This is a genomic window from Acaryochloris sp. IP29b_bin.148, assembly GCF_028285565.1.
In the GTDB taxonomy this organism is placed as follows: domain Bacteria; phylum Cyanobacteriota; class Cyanobacteriia; order Thermosynechococcales; family Thermosynechococcaceae; genus Acaryochloris.
Genome location: NZ_JANQOY010000012.1, coordinates 56,187 through 74,880 on the forward strand (window position 1 = coordinate 56,187; position 18,694 = coordinate 74,880).

11 protein-coding genes are annotated in these 18,694 nt (G+C 50.3%); 6 read left to right on the forward strand and 5 right to left on the reverse strand.

Translation table 11 applies throughout. The features are described 5' to 3' along the window. The first annotated feature begins 26 nt into the window (after positions 1-26). Both Q0986_RS01290 and Q0986_RS01295 read left to right on the forward strand, forming a co-directional pair. On the forward strand, positions 27-3,254 hold the full coding sequence (locus Q0986_RS01290) for a carotenoid oxygenase family protein (protein ID WP_299402554.1): 3,228 nt from the start codon (positions 27-29) through the stop codon (positions 3,252-3,254). A gap of 219 nt (positions 3,255-3,473) precedes the next feature. Further along, a complete protein-coding gene (locus tag Q0986_RS01295) occupies positions 3,474-5,921 on the forward strand; it encodes a filamentous hemagglutinin N-terminal domain-containing protein (RefSeq protein WP_299402555.1) in 2,448 nt (815 codons plus the stop codon). A gap of 23 nt (positions 5,922-5,944) precedes the next feature. Here the strand turns inward: Q0986_RS01295 and Q0986_RS01300 are convergent, their stop codons facing one another. After that, a complete protein-coding gene (locus tag Q0986_RS01300) occupies positions 5,945-8,614 on the reverse strand; it encodes a pitrilysin family protein (RefSeq protein ID WP_299402558.1) in 2,670 nt (889 codons plus the stop codon). Positions 8,615-8,966: 352 nt separating this feature from the next. Here Q0986_RS01300 and Q0986_RS01305 point away from each other — a divergent pair, with 352 nt between their 5' ends. Then, positions 8,967-9,461: a pentapeptide repeat-containing protein gene (locus tag Q0986_RS01305; protein ID WP_299402560.1), complete on the forward strand. Its 495-nt coding sequence runs from the start codon at positions 8,967-8,969 to the stop codon at positions 9,459-9,461. Between the two features lie 97 nt (positions 9,462-9,558). Here Q0986_RS01305 and Q0986_RS01310 read toward each other — a convergent pair whose 3' ends face one another. Beyond that, positions 9,559-11,433, reverse strand: coding sequence for an EAL domain-containing protein (locus tag Q0986_RS01310; protein ID WP_299402562.1), 1,875 nt, complete (start codon positions 11,431-11,433; stop codon positions 9,559-9,561). A gap of 415 nt (positions 11,434-11,848) precedes the next feature. Between Q0986_RS01310 and Q0986_RS01315 the strand changes: the two genes are divergently transcribed. Further along, on the forward strand, positions 11,849-12,346 hold the full coding sequence (locus tag Q0986_RS01315) for a methylmalonic aciduria and homocystinuria type D protein (RefSeq protein WP_299402564.1): 498 nt from the start codon (positions 11,849-11,851) through the stop codon (positions 12,344-12,346). Here the strand turns inward: Q0986_RS01315 and Q0986_RS01320 are convergent. After that, entirely contained in the window at positions 12,334-14,244 is a 1,911-nt protein-coding gene (locus Q0986_RS01320) for an ABC transporter ATP-binding protein (protein WP_299402567.1), read from the reverse strand. The genes Q0986_RS01315 and Q0986_RS01320 overlap by 13 nt on opposite strands. A 132-nt stretch (positions 14,245-14,376) precedes the next feature. Here Q0986_RS01320 and Q0986_RS01325 point away from each other — a divergent pair, with 132 nt between their 5' ends. Together Q0986_RS01325 and Q0986_RS01330 are read left to right on the forward strand one after the other, a co-directional pair. Beyond that, positions 14,377-15,372 (forward strand): 2-hydroxyacid dehydrogenase, encoded by a 996-nt coding sequence (locus tag Q0986_RS01325; protein ID WP_299402570.1) that lies wholly within the window; start codon positions 14,377-14,379, stop codon positions 15,370-15,372. A 102-nt stretch (positions 15,373-15,474) separates the two neighbouring features. Beyond that, the gene (locus Q0986_RS01330) at positions 15,475-17,109 is read left to right on the forward strand and encodes an alpha-D-glucose phosphate-specific phosphoglucomutase (protein WP_299402572.1); all 1,635 of its coding nucleotides are present in this window, start codon (positions 15,475-15,477) and stop codon (positions 17,107-17,109) included. Positions 17,110-17,188: 79 nt separating this feature from the next. On the opposite strand, the gene Q0986_RS01335 is transcribed toward Q0986_RS01330, so the two are convergent. Further along, positions 17,189-17,809 carry an FMN-binding negative transcriptional regulator gene (locus Q0986_RS01335; protein ID WP_299402575.1) on the reverse strand — a complete coding sequence of 207 codons (621 nt, stop codon included), beginning with the start codon at positions 17,807-17,809 and terminating at the stop codon, positions 17,189-17,191. A 65-nt stretch (positions 17,810-17,874) separates the two neighbouring features. Beyond that, positions 17,875-18,636 (reverse strand): nucleotidyltransferase domain-containing protein, encoded by a 762-nt coding sequence (locus Q0986_RS01340; RefSeq protein ID WP_366918487.1) that lies wholly within the window; start codon positions 18,634-18,636, stop codon positions 17,875-17,877. Positions 18,637-18,694 lie beyond the last annotated feature (58 nt).

Sequence of the window (18,694 nt, forward strand, 5' to 3'; positions counted from 1 at the left end):
TCCCATCAGTGCAAGGGGACGTTAGTGTGAGTGAACCTTTAGCTTCGACCGAAACCACAGCAGGGCCTTATTTCCCTAGAGCCCTCTTATCGGTTAGCCGCCAAGAACATTATCAGCAACCGCTGGGTCTTAATATCTTTTCCAGAAAGAATGATGCGCTGCAAGCAGATAACGTTGATCCCAGTAGTTCTGCTTTCCTCGATCCTAAGTATTGGCAGCGACATTCCCCCCAGGAATCAGAGGATCAAGGACCGCTGCCCCCGGCATTAAAAGGCCATGTTTTTATCATCGGTACTGCTGCTTCTTTTGACTCTCATCCGGTCAACAAGTCTGAGAAAATTTATTACCCCAACCAAGAGGGCTGGCAGCATATTTACTCCGGCGATGGCATGATGTACCGTCTAGATTTTCACACCTCTCTCCGCCATGCCAAGCATACAGGTGCGGTTTCTGGTCAAAACGCTTATCTCCCGCTCCACAGACCCGGGTGGGCACATTTAGCAACCCGATTGGTTAAAACCCCTGATTATTATGCTGATGAAGCACTAGAAACAAAGCTCAAATATCAAGCCTGGCCGGACTATACGCAAGTGATGTTTAAAGATGCTGCCCTCACCCGTTTATCTTTGAAGTTGGGGGGCCGCAATTATCTCAACACGGCTTGGCTCCCTTTAAAGCCTAAACAAGGAGAGAGTGAGCGTCTGCTCGCAACTTGGGATGCGGGTCGTCCCTATGAAATTGATCCGTGTTCTTTGGGATTACTAGCGCCAGTTGGTTTGAATAAAGACTGGAAACCCGTTTTTGATATGACCAGTCTGCCCGATGGCTTCCCGATCTTGTCCCAAGTGTTTCCGATGATTCTGGCCACGGCTCATCCTGTTTATGATCAGCATGAGGATGCAGTCTATCTGGTGAATGGGACGAAATCCTTGAAGAGTATGCTCCAGATTCCACGACTTATTCCCTATTTTATTCAGGGGTTTTTGCAGTTTCTGGACTTACTGCAGGCAGAACACGAGGCAGAACGCGCTGATGTATCCACCTGGGCGGACCTACTGGCAAAGGCAAAGCAAACCGATCCTCACCCCTCTCTTCTAGACCGTTTATTGGCAGGTCTCTTAAGGTTGGTGTTGTGGATCGCGCACTGTTTTATTTCTATTTTGAGTGCGTTTGGTATCGGCGGGAAAGATGGGTTATTTCTCTACCGCTGGCGAGGACAGCAGACCGAAATTCAAGCCTCAGATAAATGGGAAATCGTGGATGAACGGGGGTGGCCCATCCCCATCTTGCAATCGGCCCACCAAATGGCCCTCACCAAGGATTACATCATTATCTCCGACTCTAGTTTTAAGTTTGTGGTTGCAGATGTCTTACCCAGTCTGCTTAATCCTCAGGATCTCGCCCAAAATTTACGTGAGGTTGTCAATCGTGCGGTGAGTGTGAGGAAGTTGGCTACCAGGTTGACTGAGCGATTACCTATACCCACCGCTCGCCCAGCCACGCCCTTGCCTAACTTTGAAGAGAAAGTTCCTGAGGGACAAGACATGCCTGAGGGGAAAAAGACCGCTAAGGAGACAGTGAGAAAACAGTTGCAGTTTCTGTTCTCATTCTTAAACTATGCTCAATCGCCCTACACTGACATCTATGTGGTTCCCCGTGCGGCCTTAGAGGTCGCTCATCAAGCAGATCCTTATGCCCGAACGTTAGGCTCTCATCCCCCTAAAGTCAAGGCCAAGCACTTTAGGTTAAGACCTGAAACCGCCCACTTCTTGGCGAGCTATGACAATCCAGACCACCAAGTTGTGTTGCATGTCGGCCATATTCAAGGGTCAGATCCCGCGGAATTCGTTAATCAAATTGATCAGGCGGTTTGTAACTACTCTCCAGATACCAACTCCGCTCAACCCTGCTCTGAGGAGATGAATGACATCTTGCAGGCGCGAGCGGGGGCGCTAGCCAATAGTCTGGCTCCGAATCATCTGGGCCTGTGGACCTTAGATATGAAAACAGGACGGCAGCAACAAGTGCCGTTAATTGAAGATGATAAATTTCAACTCTTGGCGTTTTTTGCCTTCAATGAGCAAACCTCACACCAGGTAACGGATGTGTACTGGAATTGTGGGGGGGCTTGGCCGTATCACCATACGATCAATCACCTGGATCTCTATAAACATCAGATTGATCCACAAGTGATGGATCAGCAAATTAACCAGATCGCCAAGGACGGTCGCCCTGCCAACTTGCTACGGGTCAGCCAGAATACTGGTGATCCAGGCAAGATCGAGCTAGAAGACTTCTATGCGTTTCCGCCAGGCTATTATTCTAGTTCGCCTCAATTTATTCCTCAGGACGCGAGCGATCCGTCCGCGACAGAGGGCTACCTGGTTTGTGTGGTGGTTGCCACGGACCACTTTGAAACCAATCGCCCAGCGCCACACAAGGTGAGTGAGCTGTGGATTTTTGATGCTGCCCAGCTGAGTCAAGGGCCGTTGTATCGTCTTCAGCATCCTGAGCTCAATGTTGGACCGACGCTGCATACCGCCTGGTTAACCAAACTGGAACCGCCTCCTTCCCGCGTGGATTATGACGTTCAGGAAGACTACAAAGCCGTCCTAGACCAGGTGGAACCGCCAGAGTTTAGGAAGCGAGTGCACAAGCTTTTTGAGGAAGACGTTTTTCCCCAGGTGATTCACGACAGTTTTGATGCGATTGCTAAGCAACGGTTCAGAATTAGGATTTTTGACGCCTCGCTGTCAGCGATCGCATTGCAAAACATCCACCATGCTATTGATGGGTATGCGTCAGCCTGCGGGTATGGCGATTCTGATCTGATGTGGGATGAACACCATTCACGGTTCAGAGATATCCAGTATCGAATTCTCGAAACCCTGCCCTCGGAGCAACATACTGAGATTGCCAATACTGGCGTTGCTGTATATCAACAAAGAAAATCGAATTCGCAAGTCGTACAAGACCCAACATTAAAAGCTTCTTCGGCATCCGTTGCGACCCTTTTACAAACCCTGGAAGGGGTGAATAATGCCGTATTACTGTTAGGTCAACTGTTTGTGAGTAAATTTACAGCGCCAGACCAGCCGTCAAAGACGTTTATCAAGGTTCTTGCATCAGAGTTGCAGGACAAAATTGACGAGACACCTGAGCTTTTGGATAGTGCGCAAGCTATGATTAACTTCCTGTTCAACCGCGCAGAATTACCGGATGCAATTGCGGATTCGCTTGCTGACCGAGTCTAACCCAGGTCAGCATGGATTGGGATTGAGTTTAATATTCCAGCCAGGAGAAATGTTTAAAACAGTGGGTACCTCATGCTTTTACTTATAGTTTGATAAGCTAAAAAGCAACTTTATTGAAAAGTCCCATTGTTACCGACAACTGCTTTGGTTAGATTGATTGTTCGAACGTCTCAAAAAACATTATTCGCGTCTGCCTGCATCTTGGGAGGATTACTGCCGTTGACTTCAGCGTCGGCTCAAATCCGTCCAGATGCGACTTTGCCGAATAATTCGATTGCCCGTCCAGAGGGAACCACCACTCGCATACTAGGTGGAACGCAGGCCGGGTCTAATCTGTTTCATAGTTTTCAACAATTTGATCTGCCGACAGGTGCAACGGCTAACTTTGACCAAGCCCCAGATATTACCAATATCTTGGCACGGGTAACAGGGGGGCAGCAGTCGACTTTAGATGGGGTGATTCAAGCCAATGGCACGGCCAATTTGTTCTTAATCAATCCCAGTGGCATCTTATTCGGCCCTAATGCCCAACTCAACCTGGGTGGCTCGTTTTTAGCGACGACGGCGAATCGCTTTTTATTCCCGGATGGCACGGTTTTTAGTGCCACGCCAGACCCCCAAGCTGCTCCTTTGTTATCTGTTCGCAGACCCGTGGGACTGGCCTTTGATGCGCAACCCGGCAATATTAGTGTGCGATCGCAACCTGGCCTCGTTGTGCAACCCGGTCAAACCTTAAGCCTACTGGGTGGACAGGTCAACGTGGAGGGTAACCTGACGGCCCCCGGCGGTCGTATTGAGCTGGGCGCGGTGGGCGCCAATCAGCAGGTTCAGTTCGATCTCTCAGGGACTCGTAGCCAGATCACCTATGATACGGCTCAACAGTTTGGTGATATTCGCATCGATAATTTGGCTGTGGTGGATACGAGCGGTATCGGCGGCGGCGATATTGATGTTCAAGGCAGGCGCGTCACCCTAGCGGAGGGGAGCAGACTCCAGTCTATTACCTTTGGGGATATAGATGGGGGGGCCATTACGGTCAAGGCAACCGACTCTCTCGACCTATTGGGCAATCGCGTTACGAGTGGTCCCATCGATCCCTTTTTTGCTCGACAGGGCTTTGTGCTCCCCCAGAAAACAAGGATCGTTTCAACAACGAGAGGAATGGGGCAGGCCAGTGATATTAGGGTGCGTACGGGGACCTTGCGGGTGACGGATGGTGCTGATATTACTGCCGCGACGGATGGCTTAGGTGACGGTGGCGATCTGTCGATTGATGCGACTCAATCGATTGAGGTAGTCGGGGAAACGATCCTCTTGGACTTTGCTCCCAGCGCAATTCCGTTTACTGAGCCTGTGACGCGCAATTTTCTGATCGACCAAACGAGCGTCAGCCAAATTAATGCTCGTAGTGCGTTTATTCCCAATAGCGGCGCCAGTGGTGATATCACCATTCAAACGCGTGATTTAACGCTTCGGAACGGGGCGAGTCTGGCGGCCGGTTCCAATGTGGGTCCAGGGGGATCGATTACCGTTAAGGCAACGGGAACGGTCGAAATTGTCGGATCGACCCAGAGTGGAGACTCTACCAGTAACTTGGTGACGGCTTCGATTAGTAACAATAATGCCCTGAATACGGTTCTCCAGGCCAACAAGCTGATTCTGCGAGAGGGGGGCTTAATCTCTGCCAGTACCTTTGGGGCGGGGCAAGGGGGCACGATTAAGATCAATACCACTGAATCTGTGGAGATTTCAGGGGTAAGTCGATCGGGGCAGATCGAGAGCCAGATTGACTCGGGCACCTTTGGTCCAGGTAATTCCGGTGATATCCAGATCGAAACGGGCACCTTTAAGCTGCAAGATGGCGCATCAGTTGAGCTGAGTAGCATTGCCCAAGGCCAGACGGGTTCCTTTAGCTTAAAGGCCAATTCCGTCATTCTAGAGAACCAGGGGCGGATTAGCAGCAATGCGGTTGCTAGCCCTGCGGGGAATATCAATATCGAGACTCAACGGTTACTCCTAAGCAATGGCAGCAATATTACGACCAATGCTCTGGGGACAGAAGCAGGCGGCAATATCAGGATTAATGCTGATTTGATCGTGGCGTTGCCGCTAGAGGGAGATAGTAATATCACGGCCAATGCGCTGAATGGGCCAGGGGGACAAATTAACATTACGACGCAGGGACTATTTGGGATTGCGGTGCGAGATCGCAACACCCCTCTCAATGACATTACAGCGATTTCACAAAATAATCCCCAATTAAATGGTGTGGTTACGCTCAATACCCCCGAAGCGGACCCCAGCCGCAACTTGTCTGAACAGCCTGAGGCTGTGGAACCGCCCCAGGCCGTATCCCGAGGATGTCAAGCCAACCGGTTTGCCAATCGGAGTAGCTTTAAACATTCAGGTCGAGGCGGTTTGCCAACGATGCCGAATGAGGATCTCTCATCCTTAGCCCTTTGGCAGGATTTGCGCGCCACTCGATTGCCAGACCCCCAAGCGCTTAGTGATGCAGAACCGCTGCCTTCAAGGACAATGGAGGAGACTGACACTGAGATCGTTGAAGCCAAAGGCTGGACCCAGGACACCCAAGGCCGCACGATACTAACAGCGCAACAATACAGCCCCTCGGATCAACAGTCTTGGCAAACCGCATCTGCTTGTTAGAATTCACAAAAGAGGTCCGAGACCTACTCCACCGGGCCAGCGGACACAATCACTAAGCGATCAGGGTGGATCAACGATTGAATCGCCTGATCGATGTCAGCCATAGTGATGGCAGCAATACGTTGGGGAAGCTGACGAATTTCAGCGATTGGCAATCCCAGCACTTCATTCATCAGTAATCGCTGGGCGAGGGTATCGGGGTCGGCCAAATCAACGGGATAGCTATTAAGAATAGACCGTTGAGCCGTTTGTAACTCCGATGTTGTAATTCCCTCTGTTTTTACCTGTTTAAGCAACGCAATCGTGCTGGAAATAGCTTGTTGGGTATCCTCCGGGGAGGTTTGCATTTGAATCGCAAACGGCCCCGCATGGAGACCTGCGGCAAAATAGCTATAAATGCCATAGGTGAGTCCTTGGCGATCGCGAATTTCTGTCCCCAAGCGGCTGGAGAGGGTGTCGCCGCCGATAATCTGATTCAACAACATGGCGGCATAGTAGAGGGGATGATGGCGCTCAATACCGGGATAGCCCATATAGGTCACCACTTGCGCTTTCCCCGGCAACGGTGCCTGGAACCGCTGAATGGTATTGGGTAATTGGGGGTCTGGGAAGTTTAAAGCAGCGGGAGATTCGGGATTATGCCATTTTCCTAGGGTTTGTTCGAGCTGCGATCGCACCGCCGCTACTTCAAAATCCCCCACTAAGGTCAGAATGAGATTGGCTGGGCAATAGTGCTGTTGATAGAACCGCAAGATGCCTTCGCGACTAATATTCTTGAGACTATTGGCCGTTGGGAACCCATGAAAAGGATGGTTTTGGGTATAAATTTTTTGCTGAAACATCCGCCGGGCCAAGGACCCCGGATCGTCCAGCTCTAGCTGGAGATGGGTGAGCATCCGCTGGCGGGATAAATCCAGCAGATGTTGGGGAAAGGTGGCCTGTTGGAGGACATCCGCCAGGGTCTCCAGCATCACGGGTAGGTCAGGCGATAGGGCATAGCCGGAAATATCGACGCCTTCCCGCAGCGACAGAAAATCTAAACTAGCACCGCGATCTTCTAGGGCTTTGGCCAGGGCCAGATCGTCCTGACGGGTGGTGCCACTCATGAGGTTGTCTGCGGTTAAGCTGGCGACCCCCGCAAGGGTCAGATAATCCCACTCGTTCCCCGCTCGCAGGAGCCCACTCAGGGTGACGGTGGGGGTGCTGTGATCGGTCAGCAACAATACCGTGAGGCCGTTATCTAACTGGAATCGTTCAGGCAGGGTTTGGGTGTCTGAGCCTTCTACATGGGGCAGATCGGGTAAATATCGTGCCACCTGGGCTGGATCGACCGGCTCACTGGGCGTAAAGTCTTCTGTGGTCTGGGTGGCTGGAATCCCGCCGATGGGTTGCCCCTCAAACTGAGTCGGTTCAAAAAAACCAAGGGTTCGCTGAGTCGGTGTCAGGTAGGTCTGAGCGACCCGCAACACATCTTCCGGCGTTACAGCTTCAATACCTGCCAGATAGCGATCGCTAAAGCAATGATCGCCCGTGACAATCTGGTTATAGGCTAGCTGGCTGGCCTGGTTCTCAATCTCCCGATTACTGAGAATAAAGCCTGCTTTCAGTTGGGTTTTAGCCCGCTCCAGCTCTTCCGCTGCGATCGGTTGGCTGCGGAGTTGTTCTAAGGTAGCTTCTACGACCTGTTCAACCTCAGGTAGTGGAGCTGCTGCAGTCACGGAAATGTTGTACCAGCCTGAATCCATCAGCGCCGCAACGTATGCAGTCGCATGGGTCGCCAACCCAGACTCGATTAAAGCGGGATAAAAGCGAGAGTTACGTCCTGCCGATAAAATGGAATCTAGAATTTCCAGTGCTGGGATATCAGGGTGCTGGGCATCGGGCAGGGGATACACTGCATCAAAGAGGGCGGCACTGCCAGGCTCTTTTAAGGTCAGGGGAGCAGAAGAGGTTGGGGCTGTCACAGTATAGGGATTAGCCTCCGTGGCCACGGGCGTGCTCGGAATCGGACCGAAGTAGGTTTGAATTTGCTCCAAAACCAGAGCGGGTTCAAAATCACCTGTAATCACTAAGGTGGCATTACTTGGCTGGTAATAGGTCTGGTAATAGTTCTGAACCTGCGCCAGCGTAAACTGTTCAACATCAGCCTTGGTCCCGCCCACGGGTAGCCCATAATTCGAGTGGGGAAAGGCCTGCTGCATCACCCCTTTACTCAGGCGATAGTCTGGGCTATTCTCATAGCCCTGCAATTCTGAAATCACCACCCGTTTTTCGCTGGCCAACTGATCTGCCGTTAGCAATACGTTCTGCATCCGATCCGCTTCTAGGATCAGCAGGGTTTCTAACTTATCGCTGCCGACGGTGTTGTAGTAGGCCGTCATATCGTAGCTCGTAAAGGCATTGGAGGCACTGCCCAAGGCACTAAAGAGCTTGCCAAACTGAACCGGGCGGGATTGGGTCCCCTTAAACATCAAATGCTCAAGTTGGTGAGTAATGCCATTCAAACCTGGGACTTCATTTCGTGACCCGACGCGGTACCACACTTGCACACTGACGACAGGAGCCGTATGCACCGCTTTCAGCAGAATGGTTAGACCGTTCTCTAGGGTGGTTTTACGAACGCCTGTGGTCAGAACATTGCGCAAATCAGGAGAGGAAGGGAGAGTGTCGTTGGATGTTGTCAATTGGGTCAAGATGGGGTGAAGGTTTACGGCTGGCCGTTGTCGGCCTTGTCTTCCAGATTTTAGCCAATTTACCTCCCTCCCTGATCTGGGCATGGTGTTGGCTGGGGGTGGGATAACTAAACGGGCGGGGCAAAGTCTCGTCAATTGAAACCATTGGAACCACTAGCGTCGAAAGACCCTCTAATTTCACCCGACTTAACGCTGTATCGTTCTGTCTTTGCTGCTGGGAGCAATGGCTCAGTTTGTAATGTCTCTTCCGAAACTCGATATTTCAGCGTGCCAAAAGGACCGATTTGTATTAAGTTTTGTCAAAGGAGTCTATATGGCTCCGGTCCTTCTATCGATGTTGTGATGAGTTTATATGCTTCGGATTTGCACTGCCGTTTTTAGTACCCTCTTAGCTCTCGTGTTGTGTCTGCCCTTGCCCGCTCACGCTGCCAGTTCTGCCGCAACTCGCGCGATTGATGATGCGGAAATTGCCACCCAAGATTTTTCAGGTCAGGATCTGCGGGAAGCGGAGTTTAGTAATAATAAATTAGCCGGAGCCAATTTTAGTGGGGCTGACCTTACTGCTGTGGTTTTCAATGGGGTTGATTTAAGTGGAGCCAACTTGCAAAACGCTGATATGACGGGTGGCATGGCTTATTTAAGTAGCTTTTCGGGTGCAGATCTGAGTGGTGCTATCTTTACGGAGGCAATGCTGTTGCAGTCCAGCTTGCAGGGAGCAACGGTCACCAATGCCGACTTTAGTTTTGCGGTGATCGATAAGGATCAGGTAAAGGCATTATGTGAAAATGCCAGTGGCGTCAATCCAGTGACTGCAGTGAATACCCGTGACTCCTTGGGCTGTTCATAAGTAGCTGCTAAGTTGCAGCTTACTCGGGTTGCAACCCGTCTATTGCGGCTTCACTGACCGTGGTTCGGAAGGTGAGGCAACCGCTGCGGGTTGCGATCTATGAAGGATGAGGGGAGTAATCGCGGGCAAAATGAGGAAAATTCTTTAAGGGCATGGGTTTAGCGCAGTAGTAGCCTTGCAATAGCTGAATATTGAGGTGTTGCATCACATCAATGTCTTCAACGGTTTCAATCCCCTCCCCTATGACCACAATTTTAAAACTATCCGCCATTTCCACCATTGCGCCCAGCACGTTTTTCATCCGTTGATCTTGAGTCGCAGCGGCAACCAGAGACCGATCAAACTTAAGCAGGTCGACGGGGAGCATCATCACCGATTTCAAGGAAGAATACCCGGCTCCAAAGTCATCAATGGCAACGCGAACGCCTAAGTGATGCAATCGATCAATTTGGAATCTGGCCTTGGATTCAGCTTCAATTAAGCCTCGTTCCGTAATTTCCAGAATCAGCTTAGCTGGATCGATTTGGGCCTCAAACACCAAGTTTTCTAGGTAATCGACAATAAGCCCATCCACCAAGTCTTGCGATTCGATATTGATGGTGACGCAAGTGTCCTGGAGACTCGGTAGTCCTTGCCACTGCTGTAAGCAATCCCGAGCTTGATTAACCATGATTTTGGCAATCTCTTGAGTGAGACCAATATTAGCGGCTACACCGATAAACAATTCGGGCGAAATGGGCTGCTGATTCAGTTGCCACCGCGCTAAGAGTTCAACATTGGCAATTCTGGACTGCTGATAGTCAATAATAGGTTGTCCCCAAGCGATAATTTGTGCTTCTGCGACTGCCTGTCGGAGGTGACCTTCTAGGTCCAAGCGTTGCAGTGCATCCTGACGTAGGGATTCATCATAGTAGACCACGCGCCGTCGTCCAGCCTGTTTGGCGCGGTACATCGCCTCATCGGACTCACGGATCAATTGTTCTAGGTCTATGCGATTCTCCTCGGTGCTGGCCGTGCCAATACTGGCCGAAATATAGGCTTGCCCCGCTGCCAATTTAAAAGGCTGTTCAAGGATCTGCAGGATGCGATCTGCGATCGCAAGTAAATCTCGCAGGGGGCACGCCGATAGCACGATATAAAACTCATCGCCTCCCAACCGGGCCAAAATATGGGGGCGGGTCTGGAACATTTGGCTCAACCGTTGCGAGACTTGTCCCAGTAATTCATCCCCTGCAGCGTGGCCGAGACGGTCATTGACGGCTTTGAATCGATCTAGATCCACAAACAAGGCCCCTAAGGGGCCTGGGGGGAGCCGATCAAACTGTTCTCGCAAACCGACCCGGTTTAATAACCCCGTCAGACTATCGATGCGAGCCTGGTAAGTCAGCTTTTCACGCAACTGCACCTCGTTCATGCGGGTTTGTCTGGCTTCTCTCAAGGCTTTCATCGCCATCAGCAAAAACATCATGGTCGAGAGACACACCGGCCATTGGTGGATGGCTGCTGTGAACAGAATGGCGCTGATCAGGATGCCATGTACAAAGTAATCGTTGGCAACCGTCATAAAAATCATGCCACCGGCCATCGTGATTGACCACAGGGTCGTTAAGGTCCAAAAAAACTGTCCGCCATTCGCAAAAGCCTGCCAATTAACGAAGGCACTACTACAAATCCAAATGCCTCGTCCGGCATTAATCAGGTTAATGATAATGGGCGTCTGATAGCGATCGCGCCAGTGAAACAAAAATCGACCGGAAAAGGCGATGAAAGAAATGCCCACCCACAGGGCATAACCAATGATCCAGGCCATAATCCGGGGAAATTCTACCTGAGACCAGATGGCTGCTGCGATCGCAAGGGTGACAACGATCGATCCTTGAGCAATGCGCCACCGTTCACCCACTAACCTGCGATTCACATCTTGTTGGAGAGCTGCGGTGACATTGTCCGTGGGTGGGTTGGAGTGACTCAAGCTTTTATCGTAGCGATGCTACGAATCCCCCTTGCTTAGAAAAACGAGTTTTTAGTTGACCTTTGACTATTTCAAAGATAGCAAACCCTCCCTAAAATGAGCAGTCTTAATAGGTTCTCTCAACTCCATCCAGTGTGGGATGACAGTGGGGAATTTGTGCTTTGTCCTCGGTTCAATCGCTCACCTATCGCCACCGTCACCTAGGGAGAAGTCAGCCTGAAGCATTTTCTTGAACTGTGTAAATCCTGGAAAATAAAATCTTTGCCTGGACCCTTCTGTGTTATCTGTTTAAGACAATCTAAAAGGGCAATCTAGTGGATAAGAATGAGTTCGCAGAGCTGCCAATTTCTAGAATTAATCGTACGGATAAAAGCCTTGCCGCCAATACGTTAGTTTTAGAAGTATGCTAATAAAAATGATGCACACATTTTTTCCTATGGGCATCGAATATTCTGTCCACATTCCTAGCGATTTTATTAGCACGAATGTTTGCCAGTTGCTCCCTGACTGGCTAGTGCCTGTTTTGTCTGTCATCATCGTCTTGCAACACTGCCCGGTTCTCTTAGCAAAGAAAACGACAGAAACAGAATTTCATAAACAGCAGTTACGGGCACAATCTGTGCAATTTGGCAGACACATTGTTTTGTCCTTGCAGCATAAGGGGTATCAGGCAGAGATTTTCGATCCCCGCACGGGCTACCCAATTCTGTCCCAGCCGGGGTCACTCCGGTTAGATGATGTGGCGATTGTCCAAGCCAGTTTAGGCTATCCTCTAATCGAAACTGGGGGATGCTGGATTATTGAACATCCGACTTGGGGTAATGCTGTATTTCCCTCCGTCTTACTTTCCTCTGCAAACCCCCCAATTACCCAGGCTGCCGTGGAAGCTGTAATGGCTACCTACACTTGCTGACCCAGCAACTGCAAACGATACAAGCTGGCATAAAGTCCATTCTGGGCCATCAGCTGGTCATGGCTACCTGACTCAGCCAGATGTCCTCGTTTGAGGACTAAAATGCGATCCACATTCCGAATGGTGGAGAGTCGGTGGGCAATGATAATAGCAGTCCGCCCCACTAAGAGGCGGTCCAATGCCTCTTGAATAACGGCTTCTGTACCCACATCTAAACTGGCTGTTGCCTCGTCTAGAACTAGAATTCTGGGGTTGCGAATGGCCGCTCTAGCAAAGGCCAAAAGCTGCTTTTGCCCACCCGATAAATTTGTGCCTCGCTCTCGCAGAATCGTTCCATATCCCTCGGGTAGAGCTTCAATAAATTGCGCCACATTCATCTGCTCCGCAGCGGCCTTCACGGCCTCTAGCGAATATTCTTCCCCTAGGGAGATGTTGCTTTGCACATCTCCTGCAAACAAGAAGCCATCTTGGAGGATGACTCCTACATGACGTCGCAACTCCGCCTGAGGCAAATCCCGGACATCTACACCATCCACAAGAATTTGGCCTTCTGAGGCTTCGTACAAACGACATAACAACCGAATAATCGAGCTTTTGCCAGCCCCGGTGGGTCCCACAATGGCCACTTTCTCACCTGGGTGAATACAAAACTCTAAATTTTTGAGCACCCAATCCTTCTCTTTATAGGCAAAGGAGACATCCGCAAACCGAACTTCCCCTAGCGGTTTATGGTCAGAGTGGATTGGCAAGGAACTCGGGTGTTCAGGATCACGAATTTCCACAGGCTGGTTCATTAGATCATTGATCCGCTCCACAGCCGTAAAACCGGCCTGAATGGCCGTAAACTTTTCAGCCAGCTGCTGCAGTGGGAAAAACAACCGCTGAGAATAAAGAATAAAGGTAGACAGCGTGCCGAGGGTCAGCGCCTCACCAATCACCTGGATGCCACCGACCCAAAGCACGCCCGCCACTGCAATAAAGGCAATCCATTCCAAGGTGGAAGAAACTGCTGAATCATAAAAAATCGTATGGTCAATGGCCGTTACATATCGTCGATTAATCTGGCGAAACAAATCGGCATTGTAAGACTCTCGCCGAAACAATTGGACAATACCAATACCCATGATGTTCTCTTGTAAGTTGGAATTGAGGGCTGACAATTCCTCTCGGGCTTTATAGTTAGCTCGTCGGTAGCGGTACTGAAAGAAAATGATTAAGCCTGAAATGGGCAGCAACAAGAGCAATAGCATCAGCGCCAGTTGCCACTGTTGCAAAAACATAAAGAGGACAATCACCAAGATCGAAAATAAATCACTGACAATGCCCACTGCTCCAGTGGAAAAGACATCTCCTAAGGCTTCCACATCACTGGTGAGCCGGGTAATCAGTTGTCCTACGGGGGTGCGATCAAAGAATCGAGCAGCGAGGGACAATACATGGGCGAACAAATCGTTGCGGATATCGGCCGTAATCTCTTGACCAATTTTCTGTACTAGAAATCCCTGAATGGACTGCAAGCCAAACCGGATCACGACCGTTAGTAATAGCAATACCGTTAACAGGTTGATGGTTTCAGGCAGCGTTAAGCCTTGTATCAGTGTTGAAAATCCTGCAATCCACCCCTTAACGGTATTGGGCCAGGGAAGATTGTCCAACCCCTTAAACACCCAAGCCACAGCATCATAGAGGCGAGATTCACTGCGAATAGCGGAAATCGCTTGTCCCACTAAAATCGGTTGCAAGGCCCCTGCAACCGACAGCGGAACTAACAAACTAAACACGGTCAAGAGTTCTCGTCGATATTGTTTGGCGTAGGGAACAACCCTCAAGATCAGTCGCCAATCGCCCTGTGGAGTTCGCTGTCCAGAAGAGGGTGGGGAAGGTGCGGAAGAAGTCATACGTCACAGTGTACGGCGCAATGCCTTGTCGTTGCACATGAATGCCTTAACCCTGTTAGCGCTTTTCTGTTGCTAAGTTACACATAAGCACCACAACCATCAATCCACGTCATTACCCGGGGAGGGACCCGAATGAAAGTTGCCATTTTTAGTAGCAAGACCTATGACCAACAGTTCCTGGATGCCGCCAATACCGATCACCATTATGAACTGACCTTCTTCGAGCCCCGCCTAACAGCTACCACCGCGTCTTTAGCAAAGGACTTTCCGGTGGTTTGTGTCTTTATTAACGATCGATTGGATGCAGAAGCTCTGGAAATTCTGGCAGCTCAGGGGACACAATTAGTGGCACTCCGATCGGCAGGATTCAATAATGTCGACTTAGCAAAAGCAGCAGAACTTGGTCTGACCGTTGTGCGGGTGCCTGCCTATTCGCCTTATTCCGTGGCTGAGCATACCGTGGGCATGATTTTGATGCTCAATCGTAAGTTATATCGAGCCTATAACCGGGTGCGGGATGATAATTTTTCCTTGGAAGGACTGCTGGGATTTGATCTGCATAACTGTCCGGTAGGGATTGTGGGGACGGGCAAGATTGGTCAATGTTTTGCCCAAATTATGAAAGGCTTTGGGTGTCAATTGTTGGCTTACGATCCCTATCCGAATACAGCCTGTATGGAGTTAGGGGTAACTTATGTGGCCTTGGCGGATCTGATTGCTCAATCCAAAATTATTTCTTTGCACTGCCCACTGATGCCAGAAACCCATCACATTATCAATGCCGAGACGTTAGCGGTTTTTCAGCCTGGGACCATGTTGATTAACACCAGCCGGGGTGGACTGATTGATACGCCTGCTGTGATCGACGCAATTAAGTCTGGGCAAGTAGGCTATTTAGGCATTGATGTGTATGAGCAAGAGGAAAATCTATTTTTTGAGGATCTGTCCGACACAGTGATTCAGGACGATCACTTTCAGCTTCTACAATCTTTTCCCAACGTTTTAATCACAGCCCATCAAGCCTTCTTTACGCGTAATGCTCTAGAAAATATCGCCAACACTACCTTGAACAATATTGCAGAGTTTGCGGCAGGACGTCCTTGCGTCAATCAGGTCAAACTGGCCTAGTCCAAGGGTCAAACTGACCTAGTCCAAGGTATCCTAATCAACGGTTACCCTTGTATCCAGTGGCTATCTAGATTTCATTAACTCTCATTCGTGCCAATATTCATGAGTATCAATACCGTCTATACCCAACCGTTTTCGGACCAAAAACCAGGAACGTCAGGACTGCGTAAACAAGTCACGGTTTTTCAACAGTTCCATTACTTAGAGAACTTTATCCAATCCATTTTCGACAGCCTTGAGAACTACCAAGGTCAGACCTTGGTGGTGGGGGGTGACGGCCGTTTCTATAACCGCCATGCGATTCAAGTGATTTTGAAAATGGCAGCAGCCAACGGCTTTGGCAAGGTGCTGGTGGGCCAAAACGGCATTCTGTCGACCCCTGCTGTTTCCTGTGTGATTCGTAAGAATAAGGCCTATGGGGGCATTGTCTTATCCGCCAGCCATAATCCGGGTGGCCCAGACGGTGATTTTGGCATTAAATACAACATCGGTAATGGTGGTCCTGCGCCTGAGAAGGTCACCGAAGCCATTTATGCCCGCAGTAAGGAAATTGATGTCTACCGGATCACTGAGGCGGAGGATGTCAACCTCGATCAATTGGGAACCTCTCAACTGGGAGAGATGACGGTTGAGGTGATTGACGCTGTTCAAGATTATGCCCAGTTGATGGAGTCGTTATTTGATTTCGATCGCATCCGTCAACTCCTGACTTCAGGTGGATTTAGTCTGATCGTCGATTCTATGCATGCGGTCACTGGACCCTATGCTCATGCCCTGTTTGCCGATCGCCTAGGAGCAGGCGCAGATAGTGTGATGAATGGTAAACCTCTGGAAGATTTTGGCGGTGGTCACCCCGATCCGAATTTGGTCTATGCCCATGAATTGGTGGAACAACTGTTTGGGGAGAATGCACCTAATTTTGGCGCAGCTTCGGATGGCGATGGCGATCGCAACATGATTCTGGGACAACGCTTCTTTGTGACCCCCAGCGATAGTCTGGCGATTTTGACCGCTAACGCGAAGCTCGTGCCAGGGTATCAGAAGGGTTTAGCGGGTGTGGCCCGGTCGATGCCCACCAGCCAGGCGGTGGACCGCGTGGCGAAAAAGTTAGGCTTTGACTGCTATGAAACTCCCACGGGCTGGAAGTTCTTCGGCAATCTCTTAGATGCCGACAAAGCCACCCTCTGTGGTGAAGAGAGCTTTGGCACTGGCTCGAACCATGTGCGAGAAAAAGATGGCCTCTGGGCGGTGTTGTTCTGGCTGAATATTCTGGCTGTGCGCCAGCAGTCGGTGGAAGACATCGTTAAAGAGCATTGGCAAGAATATGGCCGTAATTACTACTCGCGCCATGACTATGAAGCCGTTGATTCGGAAAAAGCCAATACCCTAATGGCGAATTTGCGGGGTAAGCTCGCAACGCTTAAGGGCCAAAAGCTGGGGCAATATACCGTGGACTATGCGGATGACTTTAGCTACACCGATCCGGTGGATGGCAGTGTTAGCCAAAAGCAGGGGGTCCGCATTGGCTTCACAGATGGCTCTCGTATTGTCTTTCGACTGTCCGGGACGGGTACCCAAGGAGCCACGTTGCGGGTGTATTTAGAAAGCTATGAACCCGATGTCAGTAAGCAGGGCCTCGATCCGCAAGATGCTCTGGCTGCGTTGATCACCTTGGCAGATGAAGTGGCTCAAATTCGCGCTTTGACTGGCCGTGACCAGCCCACGGTAATCACCTAAATCCCGCCATCGCTCCAATGCCATCCATTGTCGTTGGAGTGATGTGCCCACTCCGAGAGGCAGCTTTGAGTGATGGCGCTTACTCAAGATTCTGCTGCATTTCCTGCCCCACACCTTGAGCACTGGGATCAGCACTTTGGAGCAGTGCATCTGAGATGGTGTGCTGCTCAATTAAGCTCCGGTTTTGGCTGAGCTTATACTTGCCTTCTAGGCGAGTCACTGCCATCTTAAAGCCGACGATGCCTTTCATCATGCCGGTGCGAAATGCCCCAGATAAGCTGTGCCACTGAGATTTATAGCTGGCTTCGTAGGTATCTACCATTTCGTCAATCATCTGGTCCATCTGCTCAGGGGCGTCCTTGAAGGTGATGATCTTAGGAGTGCCGTAAGCATGGACCGCAATGTAATTCCATGTGGGCACACTCTCATATTTCTCATACAAGGTGGGAGAGATGTAAGCATGGGCTCCCGTAAAAATTGCCAGGGATTCAGCGATATCAAAGGCTTGCCAGTGGGGATTCCCTTTAGCCAAATGCCCCACTAGGGTCACCACCCCGTCTGACTCTGTGACCACCAGGGGAATATGGGTAGCAAAGGGAACTCCCTCCACGGTAGACACCAGCGTTGCAAAGCTGTGAGCTTGCATAAAGGCAACAAGCTTATCAAGATTGTCTTCTTGGAAAATCGTGGGCCGGTGCATATTGAGGTTTCCTCGCTGTCTATGGATTCACGGGACAACTGGGCTTGTTGGCTGCTTTCAAGCGATCAAGTCGCGGCTAGACGGGTTTGGATCAACAGCTGTTGAAGATCAGGAGCAGCAGAGGGACGGTCAGGAAGCGTGCTCGATTGGCTGGCGGTTTCTAAGCACTGCAAAAGACGGCTGTATTCTTGGTGGTAGAAGGTCTGATCTCTCTCTTGAATCACGGCCTGTTCTGGGCCGGATGATTTTTGGGCGATTAAATCAGGGATATAGGTCAACTGAAATTTCTCGTTCAAATGTCTGAGATTGGCTTCAATTTCGCCCGTCTGCATCAGGTGAATTCCCGTGAGTAAGACTCGAAAGACATAAAGCAGTGGCTTGACCCGAGCCGGAGATTCTTTGCTGAAGAGCCGCCATTGGGTCTGGGCAAATCCCAAGTAGTGATGGCTATGATGCCGGGTGATGCATCGGGTTGCGATCGCTTTCAATGCATCATGCTCAGGAGACGTCGCTACAATCAGCGGTGAGTAGAGTTGCTCTAGCACATAGCCATTACGCTTCAGCAGTAACCCCATAAATTTTTTGACATCATGGGTCACTAGATCCAGCTCTATGCCTTCCTGATCGGCTGAAAATTCCCGAGTTTCGGATCCCGTCCGCAGACCAATCACTTCCTTGAGGGGCAGGATATGAACGCCTCGCAAGTCATAGTCTGAATCCGCAGAGGGAAACCCATACAAGTGGGCACCACTGATGGTTGCAAACAGCAGGGGATAAGGCTGCTTAGCCACGACATCTTTGAGCTGAGGCGGTAAGTTAAAGGTCATGGGATTTGGCCTCAGCTTGGCAAAAGAGTTGGGGCGGCGCATCGGCAAAGTATTTGAA

What these genes read in the sequence shown, in the direction of transcription:
- Q0986_RS01305 (WP_299402560.1), top strand. Translation starts at nt 8,967, where the DNA reads ATGCTTCGGATTTGCACTGCCGTTTTTAGTACCCTCTTAGCTCTCGTG.
- Q0986_RS01315 (WP_299402564.1), top strand. Translation starts at nt 11,849, where the DNA reads ATGATGCACACATTTTTTCCTATGGGCATCGAATATTCTGTCCACATT.
- Q0986_RS01320 (WP_299402567.1), bottom strand. Translation starts at nt 14,244, where the DNA reads ATGACTTCTTCCGCACCTTCCCCACCCTCTTCTGGACAGCGAACTCCA.
- Q0986_RS01325 (WP_299402570.1), top strand. Translation starts at nt 14,377, where the DNA reads ATGAAAGTTGCCATTTTTAGTAGCAAGACCTATGACCAACAGTTCCTG.
- Q0986_RS01330 (WP_299402572.1), top strand. Translation starts at nt 15,475, where the DNA reads ATGAGTATCAATACCGTCTATACCCAACCGTTTTCGGACCAAAAACCA.
- Q0986_RS01335 (WP_299402575.1), bottom strand. Translation starts at nt 17,809, where the DNA reads ATGCACCGGCCCACGATTTTCCAAGAAGACAATCTTGATAAGCTTGTT.
- Q0986_RS01340 (WP_366918487.1), bottom strand. Translation starts at nt 18,636, where the DNA reads ATGACCTTTAACTTACCGCCTCAGCTCAAAGATGTCGTGGCTAAGCAG.